We start from the raw sequence: 19,289 nt of genomic DNA on the forward strand, positions 1-19,289 counted from the left end.
GCATGTCTCCGGCGTCCCGCAGTTCGGCCTTCAAGTCGATCTTCATCGTTGCCAGCGGCAACTTCCTGGAGATGTTCGACTTCATGGTGTTCGGCTATTACGCCACTTACATCTCGAAGGCGTTTTTTCCTACCGGCAGCGAATTCGCCTCGCTCATGCTGACGCTGATGACTTTCGGCGCGGGCTTCCTGATGCGTCCGGTAGGCGCGCTGGTGCTGGGCGCGTACATCGATAATCACGGACGCCGCAAGGGTCTGCTGCTGACGCTCGGCCTCATGGCGCTGGGTACGCTGGCGATCGCCATCACCCCCACTTATGCCCAGATCGGCCTTGCCGCGCCGATCATCATCCTTATCGGTCGCCTCGTGCAGGGCCTTTCAGCTGGTGTCGAAGTCGGCGGCGTTTCGGTCTATCTGAACGAGATCGCTCCGCCGCACCGCAAGGGCTTCTTCTGCTCGTGGCAGTCGGCAAGCCAGCAGGCTGCGGTTGTCTTCGCCGCGCTGATCGGCCTGCTGGTGTCGACCTCGCTCGATCCCGAGACGATGCAGGCATGGGGCTGGCGCGTACCGTTCATCATCGGCTGCGTGATGATCCCGTTCCTTTTCATAATCCGTCGTCACATGGAAGAGACCGAGGCGTTCCTCAACCGCAAGGAGCACCCGCAGCTCAACCGGATCGTGGGCATCGTGGCCGCCAATTGGGGCCTTGTGTTAAAGGGCACGCTGATGGCCGTGATGACGACCGTGTTCTTCTACATGATCACCGCCTACACCCCGACCTTCGGCAGCAAGGAACTGGCCCTTTCCTCGGGTGAGAGCCTCTTCGTCACCGCCTGCGTCGGTCTGACCAACTTCACGCTGCTGCCGATCATGGGCGCGCTTTCGGACAAGGTCGGTCGCAAGCCGCTGCTGATCACCGCGACGCTGCTGGGTGCCATTCTCGCCTATCCGCTGATGAGCTGGCTCGTCTCTGCGCCCAGCTTCGGGCGCCTGCTGACGGTCGAACTGCTACTGGCGGCGATCTATGCCACCTACAACGGAGCCTTCATCGTCTACCTGACCGAGATCATCCCGGCGCATGTCCGCACCGTCGGCTTCAGCCTGGCCTACAGCCTGGCGACCGCGATCTTCGGCGGCTTCACCCCCGCGATCAGCACCGCGCTGATCGGCGCCACCGGTGACAAGGCGATCCCGGGCGCATGGTGCGCCGCAGCGGCCTTGCTGTCATTGATCGCGCTTCTGGTCGGGGCGCAGCGCGCCCGCTGGGCCAAGGCTTGATCTTTTCGCTCTCCCAACCGCCGTGCGGGTCGTCTTTCCGAAGATGGCCCGCACGGTTCCCATAATTGACACAATAAAGAAGCGGGTCGCAAAGCTCCGCTCTCGAGAGAGGATCCCATGATCCATAAGGGCCATGTTCCCTGGGCTACACTCCTCGCCACGACCTGCCTTGTCTCGCCAGCCGCCGCGAAGGAGGCAAACGAGGTATCCCAGTTGAAACAGGTCGTGGAAGATCAGCGTTCGCGGATCTCCGATCTGGAAAGCCGTTTGGCGACGATGGAAAAGATGGTCGCGGCCATGCGATCCGCCAGCGCACCGCAAGCGCAGGTCGCCGCCACCGAAATGTCGCAAACGCCTGCACCGGCCGCCCGCAAACGGCGTGAGCCGGCGCCTCTCGGTCGCCCGCTGCCATCCGATGCGCACCCGGTTCCGCTCGACGCACGCCTCGCACAGATAGAGGCGGCGCAAAAGGACATGGTCCACGTCAACTGGTCCAAGGGCACGCCCGAATTCTCGAGCAGCGACGGCAACCTGACCTTTCGCCCGCGCGGACGTATCCAGATCGATCTGGGACGCACCATTAATTCCAGGTCGGATGCGCGCAACATCACCGCCACGCAGGCCCGCTCGCTGCGTCTTGGCATGGAAGGCTCGATCGGCAAGCATCTGTCCTATGTTCTGGAGGGCGACTTCGCGGACAACGAAGTTGCGATCAAGTCCGCCTATCTTGCCTGGACCACGCGCCTTGCGGGCCAGCAAGCCGAATTTGCGCTGGGCAACCGTTTGAACGATCGCGGCATCGATGGATCGAGTGGCACCATCTCGGTGCCCTTCATCGAGCGTAACGTGGTGGGACAGGGCATCATCCCCGTGCGCGGCTTCTTCGGACTGGGCGCAGCGGCGCGCATCTACGGAAAGCGCTGGCACGTCGGCGTGCAGGTCTCTGGCGACGACATCTCCAATCCGGGCACGGCCAGCGACGGCTTCACCGTGGCGGGGCGCATGCACTGGAACCCGGCGAAGACCGCCGATCTCATCGTCCATCTGGGCGTATGGGGCTTCCACGAGAGGATCGCCAGCGACGCCACCCGTCCGACACGCTCCATCGCGGTGGGGGGCTTTTACAATGACAACCTGCGCGTATCCCCCGGCACTTTCGCGAACCCCGACTCCGGAACCGCATATGGGCTGGAAGGGGGCCTGTTCCATCGTTCACTCTGGGCTTACGGTGAAATGGGGCACCGGCACCTTGAGAGCCGCACGGCGGCATCCACGGATCAGTCCGCCTGGGTGCTTTCCGCCGGGTGGTTCCTCACCGGCGAGACCACGCCCTATCTCGCGCGCGGCGGCGTCTGGAGCCGGCCCAACGTAATCGATCCGGTAACGAACGGCGGACGCGGCGCGATCGAGGTCGCCGTGCGCTACGAAGAGATCGACTACAGCGACAACCCGACCGCCGGGAAGGGCACGGCAGCGACGCTGGGCATCAACTGGTATCTCAACAATTTCGTGCGACTGCAGTTGAACGCCATGGACTGGACCGTAAACAACCCCACGGGCGTTTACGTCGGCTACGACCACGGACAGACGGTTCTGGGTCGGGCCCAGATCTCGTTCTGAGGGACGGCAGGCAACAGGCATCGGATCTAGGATTGAACGAGAACACGGATAACGCGATCGAAAGTCCTGGCGGGCTTTTGCCACGCCTTGCGGCTCGTCCCCGCACGTTCAGAAGCACGGCGCTGGCCGTCGCGTCGGCGATGTTCATGCAGCAACTGGACAGCACGGTGCTGACGGTGGCGTTGCCCACCATGGCGCGGGACCTCGGCGTGGCGGCGCCGACGCTCAGCCTGGCGCTGACCAGCTATCTCGTCGCGCTGGCATTGTTCATCCCGGCAAGCGGCACCCTTGCGGACCGCTTCGGATCGCGGATCGTGTTCTGCCTTTCCATCGCAATTTTTCTGATCGGCTCCATTGCCTGTGCGATGGCGTTCAATCTGCCATCGCTGGTCGCGGCGCGTTTCCTTCAAGGGATCGGCGGTGCGATGATGGTCCCGGTCGGACGGCTTGTGGTACTGCGCAGCGTTGACAGGAGCGAGATAGTCCAGGCCCTCTCCTGGCTGGTCATGCCTGCGCTGATCGGTCCGATCCTCGGGCCGCCCTTGGGCGGTATGATCGTGACGTGGGTGGACTGGCGATGGATTTTCTACATCAACGTGCCCATCGGGCTTGCTGGCATCGTCTTCGCGCTAATTCTGGTGCCCAATGTCCACGGAGTGCGGACACGGTTCGATTGGATCGGCTTCGTCCTTTCGGGCGCCGCGCTGGCCTGCATCCTGTTTGGGCTGGAACTGTCGAGCCGCAGCGGCACCGGAAGCGTTGCCGTAGCGCTGCTGGCAGGTGGCAGTCTGCTGGCAGCTGCCTACCTTGTCCACGCTCGCCGCACCGACAGCCCGATCCTCAATCCCGCCTTGTTGCGGACGAAGAACTTCCGCCTCTCGGTCATAGCCGGATCGCTGGCGCGCATCACGCAGGGAGCGCAACCGTTCCTGCTGCCCCTGATGTTCCAGCTGGGCTTCGGCTACTCAGCCGCGGTGACCGGCACGCTGACCGTTTCCGTCGCCATTGGCGGGTTGGCGATGAAGGCACTTGCCCCTCGTATCCTGCGCCGATGGGGCTTTCGCCGGAGCCTGATCGTGTCGGGGCTGGTGGGCACGGCGGGCTACGCGCTGTGCAGCGCATTCCGACCCGACTGGCCGATACCGCTGATCGTCGCCGTGCTGCTGGTTGCTGGGTTCTTCACCTCGTTCCAGTTCACCGCCTACAACGCCATCGCCTATGCCGACATCGACGACAAGCGGATGAGTTCGGCGACGAGCTTCTATGCCACTTTCCAGCAGTTGAGCATGTCTCTGGGCATCTGCCTGGCGGCGACGACACTGGAACTCACGCCGCGCGTGGCGGGCCGGACGACGCTGTCTCTGGACGATTTCACGATGGCGTTCCTTGTGGTCACCTGCATTTCAGGCTGCGCGTTGATTTGGAATCGAAGGTTTAGTTCCAACGCAGGCCGAGAACTGAACGGTGGATCTAGCGCAAGCAGCTCCCCCCAGGAGGAAATATCGGCTCTGCGAGATGTTGCGCAAACTCGACGATGATATGCCACAATTTACTGAATATGCGAGCGCGGATTTTTTGCCGAACTATGGTCAATAGCCATTCGCGAAAACGCGGCCGGCGCGGCAGCGGACAGCTTCATTTTTCTCAGCCTGCTTAACGGGGGCCAAGTAATGTCTTTCGGATTTCGGCCATTTGGAACGCGAAAGCGGATGGGATGGATGGCTCCCGCTCGCGGCATCTAGGTGCCAAGATGGTTTGCTGTAAGGCAAACCCGAGCAAAGGAACCATTCGCCATGGAGATTACCACGATCGGCCTGGATGTGGCCAAGAATGTTTTCCAGATTCACGGCATAGACGCAGCAGGCAAGGTCGTTGTCCGCAAAGCGTTGCGCCGAGCCCAGTTGCTCCCGTTCTTCAGGAACTTGCCGCCATGCTTGGTCGGAATCGAGGCTTGCGGCACCTCCCATCACTGGGCGCGCGAGGTGATCGGGTTGAGTCACGAGGTGCGTCTAATGCCACCGGCCTACGTCAAACCGTATGTTAAACGCGGTAAGAATGACGCTGTCCGATCTGCGAGGCGGTCACGCGCCCGACGATGCGGTTTGTCGCTGTGAAATCGCGCGAGCAGCAATCCGCGCTATCCCTGCATCGCGCCCGAAGCTTGCTGGTGGGGCAACGCACGCAGCTGGTGAACATGATGCGAAGTATGTTGGCGGAGTTCGGGATCGCCATTCCGGAAGGCCTTGAGAAGGCGCTTTCTATGGCAAGGCAGATTGTTGATGGAGAAGTCGATACAGGCCTTCCCGTGGAGGCAACGATGGTGGTTGCCATGCTGTCGCAGCAAGTGATCGACACACATGTCCGGCTCCGGGAAATCGACAAGAGCCTTGGCGCCTTGCAACGTAGTGACGACCTTGCACGACGCCTGTCCACCATCCCCGGCATTGGACCTGTTGGCGCGACGGCTTTTGCTGCGTCGGTAACCGATCCCCATCAGTTCAGGTCGGGGCGTCAGTTTGCAGCCTGGCTGGGTCTGACACCGCTGCAGAAGTCGAGCGGGGGCAAGGATCGTCTCGGCCGTATCACCAAGATGGGCGACAAGTATCTGCGCAAGTTGCTCGTCATCGGCGCAACCGCATCGGTCCGATATGCCAAATACAAACCCGACACTGCCGATCCGCGCCTTCTCGCGTGGCTGGCAAAGAAGCCGGTCAGGGTCGCGACGGTGGCCATGGCCAACAAGATCGCCAGGGTCATCTGGGCGCTCATGACGCGCGGGAAAACCTATCAGGCACGCCATAACCCAATGCTGGCGGGCTGACATCTAAGAGCTCGAGCTGAGGAGATCAGCTTCACGACGTTGTAAGCGCGATGCGATGTGATGGCGATACCGGTCAGACCGGGAAACAGGACAACCCATGGACTGTCAGAGGCGTTATAGCCTGTTAAGCCGATTGTGACCTGGTTCGCGGACCCCATCAGGGCCAGCAGTCCCTCCCGACTGCAACAGTAAGCCGGACAGACGACTGCAACCGACCGAACGTCAAAGCATCAAGTTGTACTTACAACGCGGGAGCCATCCACAGAGAACGGTCTGCACTTGGATGCGAAAATTCACTGCCTGAAGGTCTATAATGGGTCGCGAGAAGACGGGACGTGAGTTTGTCATCCTCGTATAACGGTCGGGTAAAAGTGTATCTAAGGCCATCGAGCTCCCCGTGGCCGAATAGTTGTGCGGTGTTTGAAGCAGGGCATTCACGACTTTACTTTGCCCCCCCGGGCAGAAGAGGCCCGGGTGGCCGGGCCTCCCCCAATCAATAATCCATCGCCGGCATCGGCGCGGCCTTCTCCTCCTTTGGAAGCTCGGCGACGAGCGCCTCCGTCGTGATGAGCAGCGAAGCGACCGACGCGGCGTCCTGGAGGGCGGTGCGCACGACCTTGGCCGGATCGATCACGCCCGCCTGGACGAGGTCCTGATACTCAGCGGTCGCGGCATTGAAGCCCCAGTTATAATCGGAGCTTTCGAGCAGCTTGCCGACGATATAGGCGCCGTCCTCACCAGCATTTTCGGCGATCTGCCGCGCGGGCGCGCGCAGCGCCCGGCGGATGATGTCGATGCCGGACTGCTGGTCGTCATTGGCAGCTTTAAGCCCATCGAGCGCCTTGATCGCACGGAGCAGTGCGATGCCGCCCCCCGGCAGGATGCCTTCCTCCACCGCGGCGCGCGTCGCATGGAGCGCGTCGTCGACACGGTCTTTCTTCTCCTTGACCTCGACCTCGGTCGCGCCGCCGACGCGGATCACTGCGACACCGTCGGCGAGCTTCGCCACGCGCTCCTGCAGCTTCTCGCGGTCATAGTCGGACGTAGTAGTCTCGATCTGCTGGCGCAGCTGCGCGACGCGGCCATCGATATCGTCCTTCTGGCCTACACCGTCGATGATTGTCGTGTTGTCCTTGTCGATCGTCACCTTCTTGGCGCGGCCGAGCATGTTGATCGTGACATTCTCGAGCTTGATGCCGAGATCCTCGGAAACAACGTTGCCGCCCGTCAGGATGGCGATATCCTCGAGCATCGCCTTGCGGCGATCGCCGAAGCCCGGCGCCTTGACCGCCGCTATCTTGAGCCCGCCGCGCAGCTTGTTGACGACGAGCGTCGCGAGCGCCTCGCCCTCGACGTCCTCGGCGATGATCAGCAGCGGCCGACCGGACTGGACGACCTTCTCGAGCAGGGGCACGAGCGCCTGAAGGTTAGAGAGCTTCTTCTCGTGGATCAGGATGTAGGGATCGTCGAGCTCGACCTTGAGCTTTTCGGCATTGGTGATGAAGTAGGGCGACAGATAGCCGCGGTCGAACTGCATGCCCTCGACCGTCTCGAGCTCGGTCTCAAGACTCTTGGCCTCCTCGACCGTGATCACGCCCTCGTTGCCGACCTTCTCCATCGCCTCGGCGAGGATGCGACCGACCTCCCCGTCGCCGTTGGCCGAGATGGTGGCAACCTGCGCGATCTCGCTGTTGGCGCCGACCTTTTTGGCGTGGCTTTCGAGATCCTTGACGACGGCGTTGACCGCGAGATCAATGCCGCGCTTGACATCCATCGGGTTCATGCCGGCGGCGACAGCCTTCGAGCCCTCACGCACGATCGCCTGGGCAAGTACGGTGGCGGTTGTAGTGCCGTCGCCCGCCTTGTCGTTCTGCTTGTTCGCCACCTCGCGCAGCATCTGCGCGCCCATATTCTCGAACTTGTCGGCAAGCTCGATTTCCTTGGCGACGGTGACGCCGTCCTTGGTGATGCGGGGAGCCCCGAACGACTTATCGATGACGACATTGCGGCCCTTGGGACCGAGCGTCACCTTCACGGCGTTGGCCAGCGTATCGACGCCGCGCAGCATACGGTCGCGCGCGTCCGACGCAAACTTCACTTCCTTGGCAGCCATCGCTGCTACTCCTTTCTCTTTCCTTCCTGAATGTTCGAGGGATAAGGACGACCGATCAGGCCGCCTGCTTGAGAGGCACGACGTTGTCGATCACGCCAAGGATGTCGCTCTCCTTCATGATGAGCAGGTCCTCGCCGTCGATCTTGACCTCGGTGCCCGACCATTTGCCGAACAGGATGCGATCCCCGGCTTTGACGGAGAGCTTGACGAGCTGGCCGCTGTCGTCGCGGGCGCCGGGTCCGACGGCGACGACTTCGCCTTCCTGCGGCTTTTCCTTGGCGGTGTCAGGGATGATGATGCCGCCCGAGGTCTTCTCCTCGGCTTCGATGCGACGGACGACCACACGGTCGTGCAAGGGGCGGAAATGCATGGCAAAACCTCCAGATGCAAAACAGGTTGTGATGTCCCTGCCGTTCATCTGAACAACAGGTTCGCGTGAACTAGGAAAAGAGATTTTTTGGGTCAAGAGGGCGAACGGAATTTTTTGGCACTCATCTCCTCCGAGTGCCAAACCGGCCATTCTGAGTAACGTGCGATGACATCATCCCTCTTGACGCGACTCGGATCAGCACCAAAATCTTGAGCCGCGTGCGGCACTGCACGCATGAGAAAGGAGCGACACAAGGAAAGGAGCCACGGCCATGTCGCAGCCATTTTCCCATTTCTTGCACCCCTTCGACGTTGCGCACCATCCGAGCCTTGAGCCGGAAGTAAAACGCGCCATTCTGGCATCCTGGGCGTCCGATCGCTCCGCGGTGAAGGACCAGCCGGCGATGCGAAAGCCGCCCGGCGCCAAGCGCGCCGTTCCGATCGATGAGGTCTTCGCCGCCATGCGATCGCTCGATGAGCAGCGGACTGACGGCCGACCGCTGCAATGAGTGATCGCGACTTCATCGCGCAGCTGGAGGGCTACAGTCTCACCACCGCCGAAATCCATTATTACCGGCCCGATGCGCCGTCGCTTCTCCAGCTGTTCATATGGCAGGAATATGATCTTGCGCCCGACTTCCCTATGCTGTTCGATTTCCTCGACCATTGGCGACGCGAGATCGAGGCCGCGCTCCATTCGGTCCGGATCGCCCATGGCCGGCTGGTCGGACCTACCGAATGGCGCGCGGTCGATGGCATCATCCCGCTCCCATGATATGCGGTCATGGCGAGCGCTGGCGCCGGCGAGGCGGACGGACGGTCCGCCTCGCCCTTGCCTTCGACGACATCATGGGATTTGCGCTCGCGCTGCTGTCAGTGCCGCCTGATGAGCTTGAGACGCTGGGCTGGACCTTTGCCGACCGCAAGCGGCTCCTCGACCATTTCCTGCGTTCCGGCAAGGCAGCGCAGCGCATCCCGCGCGATGCGTTGGGGCAGAGCCTGATAAAGCTGCGGTTGCCGCGACGGGACCTCGCGCCGCTTCAACGCTTCGCCCGCCGCGAACTGCCCAAGGCCGCTTCCAACGCCGCGATGCTCGATCGAGTTTTTCGGGTATTGGACGAGGCCGCATAGCGGCGGATTCCACCGGTCAGGAACGGCGCGGCCGCGAGACCGTCGAAGACGAACTGGACAGCGAGGCCGGCGAGAAGCACGCCGGAGATGCGGCCCATGACGAACACGGCGGCCGATAGGCTTCCGGTAGCGCGCTCGACGCGCATGGCACAGTGCGATTATCGTTGGCGAATGGCCCGGAACCGAAGTCCCGGGCCAGATCGTCAGGCCGCCTTGCCATTGACCAAGATGCGGCGGACATTTTCGTTCGCCTCCTCCGTCTTCGGCAGGGTGACGGTCAGCACGCCGTTCCTGAAAGTTGCGGCGGCGTGGTCACGGTCGATGCCCTGGCGCAGTCCGATACGGCGTTCAAAGCGTCCATAGCCGCGTTCGGTATAGCCACGATCCTTGTCTTCGACTTCGGACCGCTCCTCGCCGCGAAGCGTCAGCGCACCATCCTCGACGGTAACCTCCTCGCCCTTCTCGTCGAGACCCGGCAGTTCCGCCGTGACGTAGATCTCTTTGTCGGTTTCGCCGAACTCGGCATGGGGCCAGCCGACAGCGCGGTCGAACCCGGCTAATGCGGGCACGCCGCAAAAAGACGTCGTCGAACAGCCGGTTCACCTCGCGGTAGAGCGACAGCAACGGGTGGGTTACCATTGTCGCGGCCGCGCTCGGCGCTGACCGGGACGGGGAGACGGCTTTACTGCCGACTCTAGGGAATGAGATCACGAAAAGCCATGATGGTCATCTCCTGAGCACACGGCAGTATGCTCGGCTTGTCGATGAATGGGTGCCTGGTGTCGGTCTGATGCGGAGTGAGTATGGCACGCACTCACTTCGCCGAACGAAGGCATCGATCATCTACAGGGCCACCGGCAACCTTCGTGCCGTCCAGATCCTTCTCGGCCATAGCAAGATCGAGAACACGGTGCGTTATCTTGGGATCGACGTGGAAGACGCACTTGCGCTTGCCGAGAACACCGAGATCTGAACCTGCTGACGCCCGTGCCGTGGGGCGTGCCGGGCACGGGCGCTGGGACGAAGCCGTCATTGGGTGGCGATAAGTTCAACATCCGTTATTGCCAAAGGCCGACGTTCAGCGGTTGCTTCTAACTACGCAGATACGAAGCGGGCCGCGCATCAATCCGAAGCCTCTGGCCCAAGCAACAGCCGCATCGCACGAAAGTCGAACGTGTAGCTGCCCCTGGCCGTCAACGCGCGCTGTCCAAGGTTGCCAAGAACGGGCGCCGTCTTGTCGCCCTCCAACGTAACGGTCACGTCCTGTTCGACGACGGTTGCCGCGCCTGCCGTGATCGTCATTCGGGGTTCGATTGCAACGTCGCCTTCGGTGCTGCCACCCAGACCGAACGTCGTGTCTCGCTCGCTGGACCAGAGGCGCGCGCGATCGGCGAAGCGGGTAGCATAGCTCGCGTGGAGGCTGCTTCGGTTTGCCCCCGTGTCGATGCTCATCAAGACCGTGCGCCCCGCGATCTCCACTTCGGCCACAGGTGTCAGTTGTTTCATGTAGAGCGTCGCCCCAGACCTGAGCAACGGCCCCGCTCGATCGATCGCAAACGTGCCGTCGGCATCGATCCTGAATCGACCTAGCTGACCGAGCGCAGGGCAGCCGAGTATCGCCTCGATCTGATAGTCGCCTAGCGGAGACCGGATGAACAATGCGCTGTCCGGTACCACGATCGCCATTAGATTCCGAAGGGTCACACCGCCAACCGGAAGCCTGTGTATGACAGCGATTCGTGTTGCGACCGAATGGCCGGTCCATCCCACCGCTCGTGCGCCGGTATCGCGAACCGCCAATCGCATACGTCGGGCCGCACTCTCGGTTACAACGGAAAGGTTGGCACCTGTATCGATATTCCACGAAAGCGTGACGCCGCGCACCGTCAGATCGACATTCTGCGTGCCCAGCACATTGCGGTAACTGTGCAAGGTCGCGGAGCTGCTGCCTGTCGCCTTGGGGCTGGACACGTCGCGCAACACCGCCGCCGTTCCGAGCGCCTCACGCAGATCGGCAAGCTCATCGGGATCGACGGGCTCGCCATGGGCCGCGAGCCACCGCACGATCAACGCATGTTCCTTCCTGTACGCACCCTGCCGGGCATAGGAGTCCAGCAGCGCCTCAAAAGCGGCATGTGCGTGGGCAGAATGGGTCTGTTCCAATATTGCCAAGCATCGCGGGAGCGACTTCGACACTTCCTCGAGACGGTTGTCGCGGCTGGCGATGATCCCCTCCACCGCGCAGCGCTCGGCGCCCTTCGGCATCGCCTGCGCCAGTATACGCGCGCCGGCCATATCCCATCGCGCAAGCGCGGCGTCGACCGGGAGCAGGTTCTCAGCTGGCGACGCGGCATTGGAGGGCGTCGCGGCGGCAGCCGCCACGGTAAGAATGGCATGCACCACCATGCCGTGGCCTCCCAATCCCAGTCCGATCACGCTGCAAGGGCCTTGGCGCGGCGACGCACGTCGCTGATCGTCAGCGAGACCGCCGAGACCAGGAAGTAGAAGGCGCCAAACGCCGCATAGGGTGCAATGTCGGCAATGCTGACCGGGGCGGCGCCCGCCGCCTTGCTGAGCATGTGTGCGCCGGCCAGGCCGGACTGGGCACCGCTCAGGATCATCGCCCATTGCGCGCCATAGGATTTCCAGCGCCGCACGCCGGTGAGCAGCTGGAACAGGCCGGAGAGGACCGCCCACACGCCGAAGATCTGGAGGACCGCGTGCATGCCGTGCGGCAGGGTTATGGCGACCGCGACGGCGGTCCCGATGCTGACGACGAAGTTGAGCATCTGGCTCTTGTTCCGCGCCAGGCCGCCGCTCCGGCGGGCGTCGAGATAGTTGGCCAGCGCGTCCCAGGCCGGATAGGCGACGAGCATCACCGCGGCCAATGGCGGCATGGTCCTGGCAACGCCGAAGGTGAGGACGACCCAGATCGCGGCGACGGCGAAGCGCAGATAGTAATAGGTCTTGAGCCAATCGCGGTCCGGGGACTTCGCGTCGGTGATGGTTTCCATGGTGTAATTCCTTTCTGTGATGCAGGCGCACGTCGCCCGCCCGGCAAGCCGGGTGGGTCGATCGTCGGCGCTGGAGGAAGTGTGCGGCGGGTGATCGGCCCCGGGCGATGGTTAGAGGCGGAAGCGTTGCGGCAGGCACCATCGCGCCACGGCCGCCACGGCGCTGCACCCGACGCTGTACCAGACCACCACGTAGAGGGGGTCGTTGAACGGGCAGCAGAACGCGAAGACGAAGGCACCGCAGGCCCCGGCGGCGATGCCGCTCGCGAGGGCGCTCCGCCGGGGCCGGGTTGGCGCGGCCCGGCGCATCAGAGCACCGAGCAATAAGAGGGTCGGCAGCGAGAGCACGAAGATCGAGGTCGCGCACCGCATGCCGCTCATCGGGTTGATACGGTCGAGCAGCCCCAGCTCGGCCATGCCCTCTGGCGTGACGAACGCACCCCCGACAATCGCCAGCGCTGCGAGCGCGCAGGCGAGAATCAGCCCCTTCCGTGACCGGGCCGTAGGCGAGAAGGATCGGATCGCCAGCACGCAGGCGGCGAGGGCGAGGAGGCCGAGGCTCGCTACCCGCCACATCAGATGGGGTGCCCAACCCATATGGTGCATGTCGGCACGCATCAGTCCCGTAGCCGGGGCAAGGGCGAGCTCCGTTGCGCACAGCGCGAGGAGCAGCACGCCTTCCCGGACCATGCTGCGCCGCCGGACCGGCGCGAGGTCGGACGACAGGTCGAGGATCAGGGCTTCATTCGACATCGGTGGTCTTCTCGATCAATGCCGTCAGGCGGGCGAGGCCGCGGTGTATATTCATCTTCACGGCCGACGGGGATAGGCCGGTCTGAGCCGAGGCTTCGTCAATGCTATAGCCCTGCACCTTGACCAGCAGGATCGCTCGGGCCTGGGCGGGGCGGAGCTGGTCGAACAGGCTGGCGAGAACCGAGCTGCTGACCACCGCCGCCTCGTGATCGCCGGTGGCGATCGCATCCGGCAATTCGTCCGCCGAACGGCGCGCCAGGCTGCGCAGCTGGTCCACCCATTTGTTCTTGGCGATCGCCGCGAGCCAGGGGGCGAAGGCATAGCGCGGATCATAGGTGTGGCGCCGCCGATGGATGGCGAGCAAGGTTTCCTGGACGGCATCGTCGACCTCGCCCGGCGGCAGCCGCCGCTCGAAGTAGCGCGTCAGCCATTCGGACGTCTCTCCCAGCAGCCGCCGATACGCGCCGCCATGCCCGTTCTGGGCCGCTTCCATCAGGCCGCTCCAGCTGTCGGGCGCCATGCCGGAAGGCCGCGTGCGCGCTGACCGCGGCGCCCCCGAGGGCGGCCTTGAGATGAGTCTCGAAAGAAAGTCCGGGCGCATGAATCCTTATTCGCCCGCAACACGATCCCGGTCACTCTGGGTCGAACTTTTCTGCCGGAGGGTGTACACCGCATCGGCAACGCGTAAGGACAGGCCATGGAATGGAGCGACGTCCGTATCTTCCTGGCCGTGGTGCGCGTCGGCACGCTGGGCGGCGCGGCGCGCGCGCTGCGCCTCAGCCATCCTACCATCGGCCGGCGGCTGCGCGCGCTCGAGGCGGCGACCGGCCAGACGCTGTTTCAGCGTACCGCCGATGGGCTCATCCTCACCGAGGAGGGGAGCGCGATCGTCTCGCTGGCCGAGCAGATGGAGGAAGGTGCGCTGGCGATGGAGCGTCGGCTCGCCGGGCAGGAGCAAAATCTGCGCGGCTGCCTGCGCATCTCCTCGGCCGACTGGTTCGGTGCCTATGTCCTGCCCCCGATCGTCGCCGACTATACGCGCGCGCATCCGGACGTCGATGTCGAGATTCTGACGGGCACGCGCCTGTTTAGCCTTGCGCAGCGCGAGGCGGACATCGCCTTCCGGATCGTGCCCTTCGACACCTCCGACATCGTGCAGCGGCGGCTGGCCCGGCTGCACTACGGCGTCTACATCGCCGCGAGCGCACCCGAGCCGGTGTTCGGCGACGGCACCGGCTTCCGGCTGATCACCCATGATACCTCCACGGGCCATTTTCCCGATATCGCCTGGCTCTTGGAAAGCTTCCCCAACGCGACGACGGTGATGCGCTCGAACAACCGGAATGTGCAGGCGCGCATGTGCCGACAGGAGATCGGCATCGCCGTCCTTCCCCGCGCCGTCGGCAGCCAGACCCCGGGGCTGCGCCTGCTCGACCTGCCGGAGGCGCCGCCGAGCCGGGACATCTGGATGGGCTATCATCGCGATCTGAAGCATCTGCAGCGCCTCCGCGCGTTCATCGCGGTGCTGGACGAGCACCTGCGGGAGGTCGGGCCGGGCTAGCCAACAGGACGAACGGCCATCCCCGGTAGGAGAGATCCTTGATCTGCCGGAGCCCAAGCGTTTCGGCAAATTTCAGCGAGGGAAGGTTGACCGGCTCGACCAGGCAGGCGACGCGATCATGGGACGTTGCCTGTGCCAGCCAGCGCAGAAGGCCGGTCATCGCCTCGAACGCCAAACCCCGCCCGCCGACGTCGGACGAGAAGAGCCACGAGGCTTCGGGCACAGTGTCGGGCATCGGATCGACACCACGCCGGAAGAAGCCCGCACCGACTTCGCCTATGACGCGGCCGCCGGCCCGTTCGACGACCGCGAGCGCGCCGAAGCCGAAGAGGCTCCAATGGCCCGCGCAGCGCAGCACCCTTGTCCAGGCGCCTTCCTCGGAGTCGGGGAGATTGCCGATGAACTTGCGCACGGCGGGATCGGCCGCCAGCGTCACGATCGCCGGCACGTCACCGGGTTCATAGGAACGCAGGAGGAGCCGTTCGGTGGCGATCATATGGGTCCTGGAAGAAGTGCGCCAACGGCCTCAGCTGCCGCGCAAGCAGCTGCGGACGAAGCGGACGAGCTCGCCGCTCAGCTCCATATCCTCCGGCGTGCAGCCCAGGAAGCCACCGTGGGGCATCGCCTCGAAGACGTGAAGCTCGGCGGAAACGCCCGCCTTCCGCAGGGCGCGATGCATGCGCACGGTGTTGGAGAGGAACAGATCGCGGGTACCGGATTGCAGCAGCGTCGGCGGCAGGCCGGTCAGGTCGCCGAACAGTGGGGACAGCGCGGGTTCGGAGAGGTCTGCGCCGTCGGCATAGAGCAGGTTCGCCGCGCGTAGCGGCAGGGGCAACATCAGGTCCACCAGGCGGTTCACTGCGAAACTGTCCCCGGACTCGGTCAGATCCACCTCGGGGGATAGCAGGACGAGACCGGCGGGCATGGGAAGCCCCGCCTCCCGCGCCCGCAGCAACATGGCAACAGCGAGGTTGCCGCCTGCGGACCTGCCGCCGATCACCACGTCCGAAGGCTTGTGACGTTCCAGCACATAGGCATAGGCCGCCAGCGTATCGTCCAGTGCCGCAGGATAGGGATGCGCGGGCGGCGTCCGATAGTCGACGCCGTAGCAACGCAGGCCGTGTAAGTCCGCCTGCATCTGCGCGCCGACGCGGCACGCCTCGCCTCCGCCAAATACCAGCGCGCCGCCGTGCAGATCAAGATAGGCCCCTTAGGCGATGGTCGCGGTATCGGGCGTGGCGACGTGGACGACCGTGTCGCCGAGCTGGACGGTTTCGACGCTGGCGCGCAAACTGCCGGCAAGATCCTTGATGCCGGCGGCATAGTGCGCATCCACCGCCGCCTTGATCCGGACCCAGCCATCACGATCCTTGGGATCGGGCAGCGGGTGCTTGGCATTGATCGGGATGCCATCGGCGTCGACCAGACGGTCCAGCGCGGCCCGCGCTTCCGCGCTGATTGATTGTGGAGCGGGCAACACGCGGGCGGGCAACCGCACGCCGAAGCTTTGTTCATCCATGAGCGCGAACCTCGATTGGTTGATTTTCCGTGTCTTACAATGAGGATACGGGCTCCTCGCCCGCTCTCCTCAATCGTCGTCCTGCCACCTGCGCAGATCGGTCTGGTCATGATAGGCCATGCGATCCGGCGTGGTGATGAACTCCATGGTCGTGCCCCAGGGCATGCGGCAATAGCAGACCTTGTTTCCGGGGCCTTTTTCGGTCGCATAGGGAATGGCACGCGGCGCCGTCAGCGGGGTGCCGCCCGCCGCCTCGAAGCGCGCGACCGATGCATCGATATCATCGGTGTAGAGCGCGAAATGGGTGATGCCGAAGTCGCTCGCACGGATCGGCGGGGCCTGTTCGGGTCCGTGCATCTCGAAGAGCTCGATATCGGGTCCGGTGCCGATCTTGACCATTGCCTGCGCGCGCACAACCGTACCTGGGAACGCGCCCACGGCGCGCTCGAACTCGGCCCCGTGCCGCGGCGGATCCTGCGGGCCGAACGACTGGTAGATCAGCTGGGCGCCAAAGGCCTCGGCCAGGAAGGCTTTGGCGCCTTCGATGTCGGGCACCGTGATGCCGATATGATTGACGCCGCGAATGACGGGTGCGGTCATGACAGTCTCCTTCGTTGCTGGTTCGATTGCACGCGGGGATTGGCTCGGGCGCCGGTTCATCCGGCCTTGAGGAAGGCGATCAGCGAGGCTGCGACTTCTTCCGGCCGCTCGTCCGCGACATAATGGCTGCACCGCGCGATCGCGCCGCCGGTCACCTTGGTGGCGAACTCCTCAAGCATCGGCACCATCCGCGCACCGAAACGCTGGTCTCCGCCGAGGCCGAGCACCGGCATCTCAAGCGGCCGCTCCTTGTACGCGAGCGCGGCTTCATGGTCGGCGTCGAGCGTGCGATACCATTCCATGCCGCCACGGGTGCGGCCGGGAAGCGCCATCGCCCTCGCATAGATCTCGATGTCCGCCGGATCGAAGCCGCTGTGGTCGTAGAAGCGCTCGGCCATGAAGGTCGCAATATAATGCTGTTCCCGGCCATGGAGCAGGCGTTCCGGCAGATCCCGGTTGGCATGGAAGCCGAAATGCCAGAGGCCTGCGATGGTCGCCTTCCACTGGGTCCAGCCGGGGAGCGGCACATCGAGGACCGCCAGATGGGTGACGGCGTCTCGGTAGAGCGCGGCCTGCGCCAATGCAACCATGCCACCGATATCGTGCCCGCACACGGCGTAGCGTGCGTGGCCAAGGGCAGCCATTACCCCGTGCGCATCCTGCGCCATCGTCGCCTTGTCATAGCCGCCCTGCGGGCAGTCGGAGAAACCCGCGCCGCGCAGATCAATCGCCACCACGCTGAAATGCTCGGCGAGCCGCGGCATCACCTGGTGCCATTCCCACCAGGTCTCCGGCCAGCCGTGGAGCAGCAGGATCGGCGGGCCGGAGCCGCCGGTGACGGCGTTGATACTGATGCCGTTCGCCGGCACCAGTTGCTGGACAAAGCCCGGTAGTGCTGCGATCATGATCGCTCTCCCACAGAATAGGCTGTTCAAACGGAGCGCTGGCCCCCTGCTCAGCCGCGATCGAAATCGGTGGCGATCGTGATGTCGCGCCAGGCGTCAATGTCGCGGCGGAAGGCGGCGAGCTTCCGCTCGGCGATCGCGTGCGCCGCAGGACCGAGCGGCAGGTGGAGCGGGGCGTCCTCGGCGTCGACCGCTTTCAGGATCACGGTGACCGCCTTGTCCGGATCGCCCGCCTGGTTGCCGTTTCCCGTGTCGCGATACTGCTTGCGCGAGCTCGCGGCATATTCGGGCATTTCGTTGCCCGCCATGGCGATCGACCTGCCCAAAAAATCGGTGCGGAACGGCCCGGGTTCGACGATCAGCAGGCGGATGCCGAACGGCTTCAGTTCGCCGGCGAGCGCCTCGGAAAGTCCCTCCACCGCGAATTTCGCGGCATGGTAATAGCCCCCGCCGCCCCGCCCCTCGATGCCGGCACCGGACGACATGTTGACGATCAATCCGCCCGCGCGTCGCAGGACCGGCAGGGCGGCTCTGGTAGTCTCGATCAGCCCGAAGACATTGACCTCGAACATCGGCCGATATTCGTCGGGCGTGGCTTCCTCGATCGCGCCGAACAGCGCGTAGCCGGCATTATTCACGAGCACGTCGAACCCGCCAAACGCATCGACGGCCTGCGCGACAACTGCCCTGGCTGCTGCCGGATCGGTCACGTCCAGCGGCAGGGTGAGCATCCGACCATCGAACGGCTCGGCCAGATGCGCGATCGTCTCGACGTTGCGCGCCGTAGCGATGACCCGCTCGCCGCGCCGTGCCGCGGCGAGGGCGAGCCGCTGGCCGAAGCCGCTCGAGCAGCCGGTGATGAGCCAAGTTTTCATGAGATACGCTCCACTGGTTTTAAGGCGATGACGGCACGCCGCTCAGAGCGGCTGCAGGACGCTGCGCTGGGGTTGGACGGCGGTGACGATGCTCACGTCGGCCAGGACCCGAGCCGTCTCCGGCGCCTGGAGCGCCGCTTCCATGGCCGCCTTGTCTCGGAAGTTGACGACGCCCACGGCGATCAGCCCGGCGTCGTCAGCTTGCGGGAAGAAGCCAGCCGCACTGATGAGACCATAGGGAGCCCAACTTTCCCGTACGAGCGGGAAGTGCACGTTGATCCAATAGTCGCGGTCGAACGGCGTGTGCACATCGCCCGCATAGGTCACCAGCATCGTGATCATCCTCGAAGTCCTTGTTCGCGAGCGCCCGAATCTCCCCCGCCAATCCGTACCGGCTCGAGTTCGATCGGCTCCTTTCCGACGATGACGGCAATTTAGATGCTTGAATCTGTTCTTGAACGTCCAGCATTGCACGCTTGCCGTTCAGATTTGTTCGGGTGGTCTAAGGGCTCGGGCCGCCGGCCTTTGCGGTCTGATGTCTGCCCATCTCCGGGAGCGCAAATCCTTCAGACCGGTCGTATGCCACCATTGATGCCGAGCATTGCGCGTACACTATCGTTCTCCGGCGCCAGCGGTGCTAACGACAGGATTCGGCGGAAGCTGCCGTTGGAAGCGCGACTGCCCAGCGACGCATTTTGGTCGAGAAATGCCAGAAGCTCGTGGAACTTTGT

22 protein-coding genes and 2 pseudogenes are annotated in these 19,289 nt (G+C 64.0%); 9 read left to right on the top strand and 15 right to left on the bottom strand.

The features are described 5' to 3' along the window. Positions 1–2: 2 nt before the first annotated feature. The 3 genes from tcuC (at position 3) to LO787_RS03975 (ending at position 4,435) form a co-directional block, all read left to right on the top strand. Positions 3–1,277, top strand: a complete 1,275-nt coding sequence (gene tcuC, locus LO787_RS03965) for an MFS transporter (RefSeq protein ID WP_232494567.1) — start codon at positions 3–5, stop codon at positions 1,275–1,277. A gap of 225 nt (positions 1,278–1,502) precedes the next feature. Beyond that, positions 1,503–2,897: an OprO/OprP family phosphate-selective porin gene (locus LO787_RS03970; RefSeq protein WP_232494568.1), complete on the top strand. Its 1,395-nt coding sequence runs from the start codon at positions 1,503–1,505 to the stop codon at positions 2,895–2,897. A gap of 32 nt (positions 2,898–2,929) precedes the next feature. Further along, on the top strand, positions 2,930–4,435 hold the full coding sequence (locus LO787_RS03975) for a DHA2 family efflux MFS transporter permease subunit (RefSeq protein WP_232494569.1): 1,506 nt from the start codon (positions 2,930–2,932) through the stop codon (positions 4,433–4,435). A 51-nt stretch (positions 4,436–4,486) separates the two neighbouring features. Here LO787_RS03975 and LO787_RS03980 read toward each other — a convergent pair whose 3' ends face one another. Further along, positions 4,487–4,864, bottom strand: coding sequence for a hypothetical protein (locus LO787_RS03980; RefSeq protein ID WP_232496437.1), 378 nt, complete (start codon positions 4,862–4,864; stop codon positions 4,487–4,489). Here LO787_RS03980 and LO787_RS03985 point away from each other — a divergent pair. Beyond that, positions 4,748–5,718 (top strand): annotated as a pseudogene (locus tag LO787_RS03985) (IS110 family RNA-guided transposase). The gene LO787_RS03980 and the pseudogene LO787_RS03985 sit on opposite strands and share 117 nt — an antisense overlap. 493 nt (positions 5,719–6,211) lie before the next feature. Here LO787_RS03985 and groL read toward each other — a convergent pair. Both groL and groES read right to left on the bottom strand, forming a co-directional pair. Then, the gene (gene groL, locus LO787_RS03990) at positions 6,212–7,831 is read right to left on the bottom strand and encodes a chaperonin GroEL (protein WP_232494570.1); all 1,620 of its coding nucleotides are present in this window, start codon (positions 7,829–7,831) and stop codon (positions 6,212–6,214) included. 55 nt (positions 7,832–7,886) lie between these two features. Then, positions 7,887–8,201 carry a co-chaperone GroES gene (groES, locus tag LO787_RS03995; protein ID WP_232496251.1) on the bottom strand — a complete coding sequence of 105 codons (315 nt, stop codon included), beginning with the start codon at positions 8,199–8,201 and terminating at the stop codon, positions 7,887–7,889. Positions 8,202–8,472: 271 nt separating this feature from the next. Here groES and LO787_RS04000 point away from each other — a divergent pair, with 271 nt between their 5' ends. The 3 genes from LO787_RS04000 (at position 8,473) to LO787_RS04010 (ending at position 9,331) form a co-directional block, all read left to right on the top strand. Further along, the gene (locus LO787_RS04000; protein ID WP_103098421.1) at positions 8,473–8,709 is read left to right on the top strand and encodes a hypothetical protein; all 237 of its coding nucleotides are present in this window, start codon (positions 8,473–8,475) and stop codon (positions 8,707–8,709) included. After that, positions 8,706–8,975 carry an usg protein gene (locus LO787_RS04005; protein WP_232494571.1) on the top strand — a complete coding sequence of 90 codons (270 nt, stop codon included), beginning with the start codon at positions 8,706–8,708 and terminating at the stop codon, positions 8,973–8,975. The genes LO787_RS04000 and LO787_RS04005 overlap by 4 nt, the downstream gene beginning before the upstream one ends. A 74-nt stretch (positions 8,976–9,049) precedes the next feature. Further along, positions 9,050–9,331, top strand: coding sequence for a hypothetical protein (locus LO787_RS04010; protein WP_232494572.1), 282 nt, complete (start codon positions 9,050–9,052; stop codon positions 9,329–9,331). A gap of 203 nt (positions 9,332–9,534) precedes the next feature. On the opposite strand, the gene LO787_RS04015 is transcribed toward LO787_RS04010, so the two are convergent. Further along, positions 9,535–9,900 (bottom strand): Hsp20/alpha crystallin family protein, encoded by a 366-nt coding sequence (locus tag LO787_RS04015; RefSeq protein WP_232494573.1) that lies wholly within the window; start codon positions 9,898–9,900, stop codon positions 9,535–9,537. Positions 9,901–10,052: 152 nt separating this feature from the next. Between LO787_RS04015 and LO787_RS04020 the strand changes: the two are divergent. Then, a pseudogene (locus LO787_RS04020) lies at positions 10,053–10,304 on the top strand (tyrosine-type recombinase/integrase); the annotation flags it as partial. Between the two features lie 149 nt (positions 10,305–10,453). Here the strand turns inward: LO787_RS04020 and LO787_RS04025 are convergent. The 4 genes from LO787_RS04025 to LO787_RS04040 form a co-directional block, all read right to left on the bottom strand. Further along, complete coding sequence (locus LO787_RS04025) at positions 10,454–11,737, bottom strand: aspartyl protease family protein (protein ID WP_232494574.1); 1,284 nt, start codon at positions 11,735–11,737, stop codon at positions 10,454–10,456. A gap of 26 nt (positions 11,738–11,763) precedes the next feature. Continuing rightward, positions 11,764–12,345 (bottom strand): DUF308 domain-containing protein, encoded by a 582-nt coding sequence (locus tag LO787_RS04030; protein WP_232494575.1) that lies wholly within the window; start codon positions 12,343–12,345, stop codon positions 11,764–11,766. Positions 12,346–12,456: 111 nt separating this feature from the next. Next, on the bottom strand, positions 12,457–13,098 hold the full coding sequence (locus LO787_RS04035; protein WP_232494576.1) for an NrsF family protein: 642 nt from the start codon (positions 13,096–13,098) through the stop codon (positions 12,457–12,459). Next, on the bottom strand, positions 13,088–13,591 hold the full coding sequence (locus LO787_RS04040; RefSeq protein WP_232494577.1) for a sigma-70 family RNA polymerase sigma factor: 504 nt from the start codon (positions 13,589–13,591) through the stop codon (positions 13,088–13,090). The genes LO787_RS04035 and LO787_RS04040 overlap by 11 nt, the downstream gene beginning before the upstream one ends. A gap of 204 nt (positions 13,592–13,795) precedes the next feature. Here LO787_RS04040 and LO787_RS04045 point away from each other — a divergent pair, with 204 nt between their 5' ends. Further along, the gene (locus LO787_RS04045; RefSeq protein WP_232494578.1) at positions 13,796–14,659 is read left to right on the top strand and encodes a LysR family transcriptional regulator; all 864 of its coding nucleotides are present in this window, start codon (positions 13,796–13,798) and stop codon (positions 14,657–14,659) included. Here LO787_RS04045 and LO787_RS04050 read toward each other — a convergent pair. The 7 genes from LO787_RS04050 to LO787_RS04080 all read right to left on the bottom strand — a co-directional run bounded on the left by LO787_RS04050 (position 14,613) and on the right by LO787_RS04080 (position 18,900). Further along, entirely contained in the window at positions 14,613–15,155 is a 543-nt protein-coding gene (locus tag LO787_RS04050; protein WP_232494579.1) for a GNAT family N-acetyltransferase, read from the bottom strand. The genes LO787_RS04045 and LO787_RS04050 overlap by 47 nt on opposite strands. A gap of 30 nt (positions 15,156–15,185) precedes the next feature. Then, complete coding sequence (locus tag LO787_RS04055) at positions 15,186–15,854, bottom strand: alpha/beta hydrolase (RefSeq protein WP_338045431.1); 669 nt, start codon at positions 15,852–15,854, stop codon at positions 15,186–15,188. Positions 15,855–15,869: 15 nt separating this feature from the next. Beyond that, positions 15,870–16,178, bottom strand: coding sequence for a hypothetical protein (locus LO787_RS04060; RefSeq protein WP_232494580.1), 309 nt, complete (start codon positions 16,176–16,178; stop codon positions 15,870–15,872). 69 nt (positions 16,179–16,247) lie between these two features. Beyond that, positions 16,248–16,778, bottom strand: a complete 531-nt coding sequence (locus LO787_RS04065; RefSeq protein WP_232494581.1) for a VOC family protein — start codon at positions 16,776–16,778, stop codon at positions 16,248–16,250. Positions 16,779–16,834: 56 nt separating this feature from the next. Next, positions 16,835–17,683 (bottom strand): alpha/beta fold hydrolase, encoded by an 849-nt coding sequence (locus LO787_RS04070; RefSeq protein ID WP_232494582.1) that lies wholly within the window; start codon positions 17,681–17,683, stop codon positions 16,835–16,837. Between the two features lie 50 nt (positions 17,684–17,733). After that, positions 17,734–18,558 carry an oxidoreductase gene (locus tag LO787_RS04075; RefSeq protein ID WP_232494583.1) on the bottom strand — a complete coding sequence of 275 codons (825 nt, stop codon included), beginning with the start codon at positions 18,556–18,558 and terminating at the stop codon, positions 17,734–17,736. Positions 18,559–18,600: 42 nt separating this feature from the next. Beyond that, positions 18,601–18,900: an EthD domain-containing protein gene (locus LO787_RS04080; protein ID WP_232494584.1), complete on the bottom strand. Its 300-nt coding sequence runs from the start codon at positions 18,898–18,900 to the stop codon at positions 18,601–18,603. Positions 18,901–19,289 lie beyond the last annotated feature (389 nt).

The sequence above is a fragment of the Novosphingobium kaempferiae genome (assembly GCF_021227995.1).
Classification (GTDB): domain Bacteria; phylum Pseudomonadota; class Alphaproteobacteria; order Sphingomonadales; family Sphingomonadaceae; genus Novosphingobium; species Novosphingobium kaempferiae.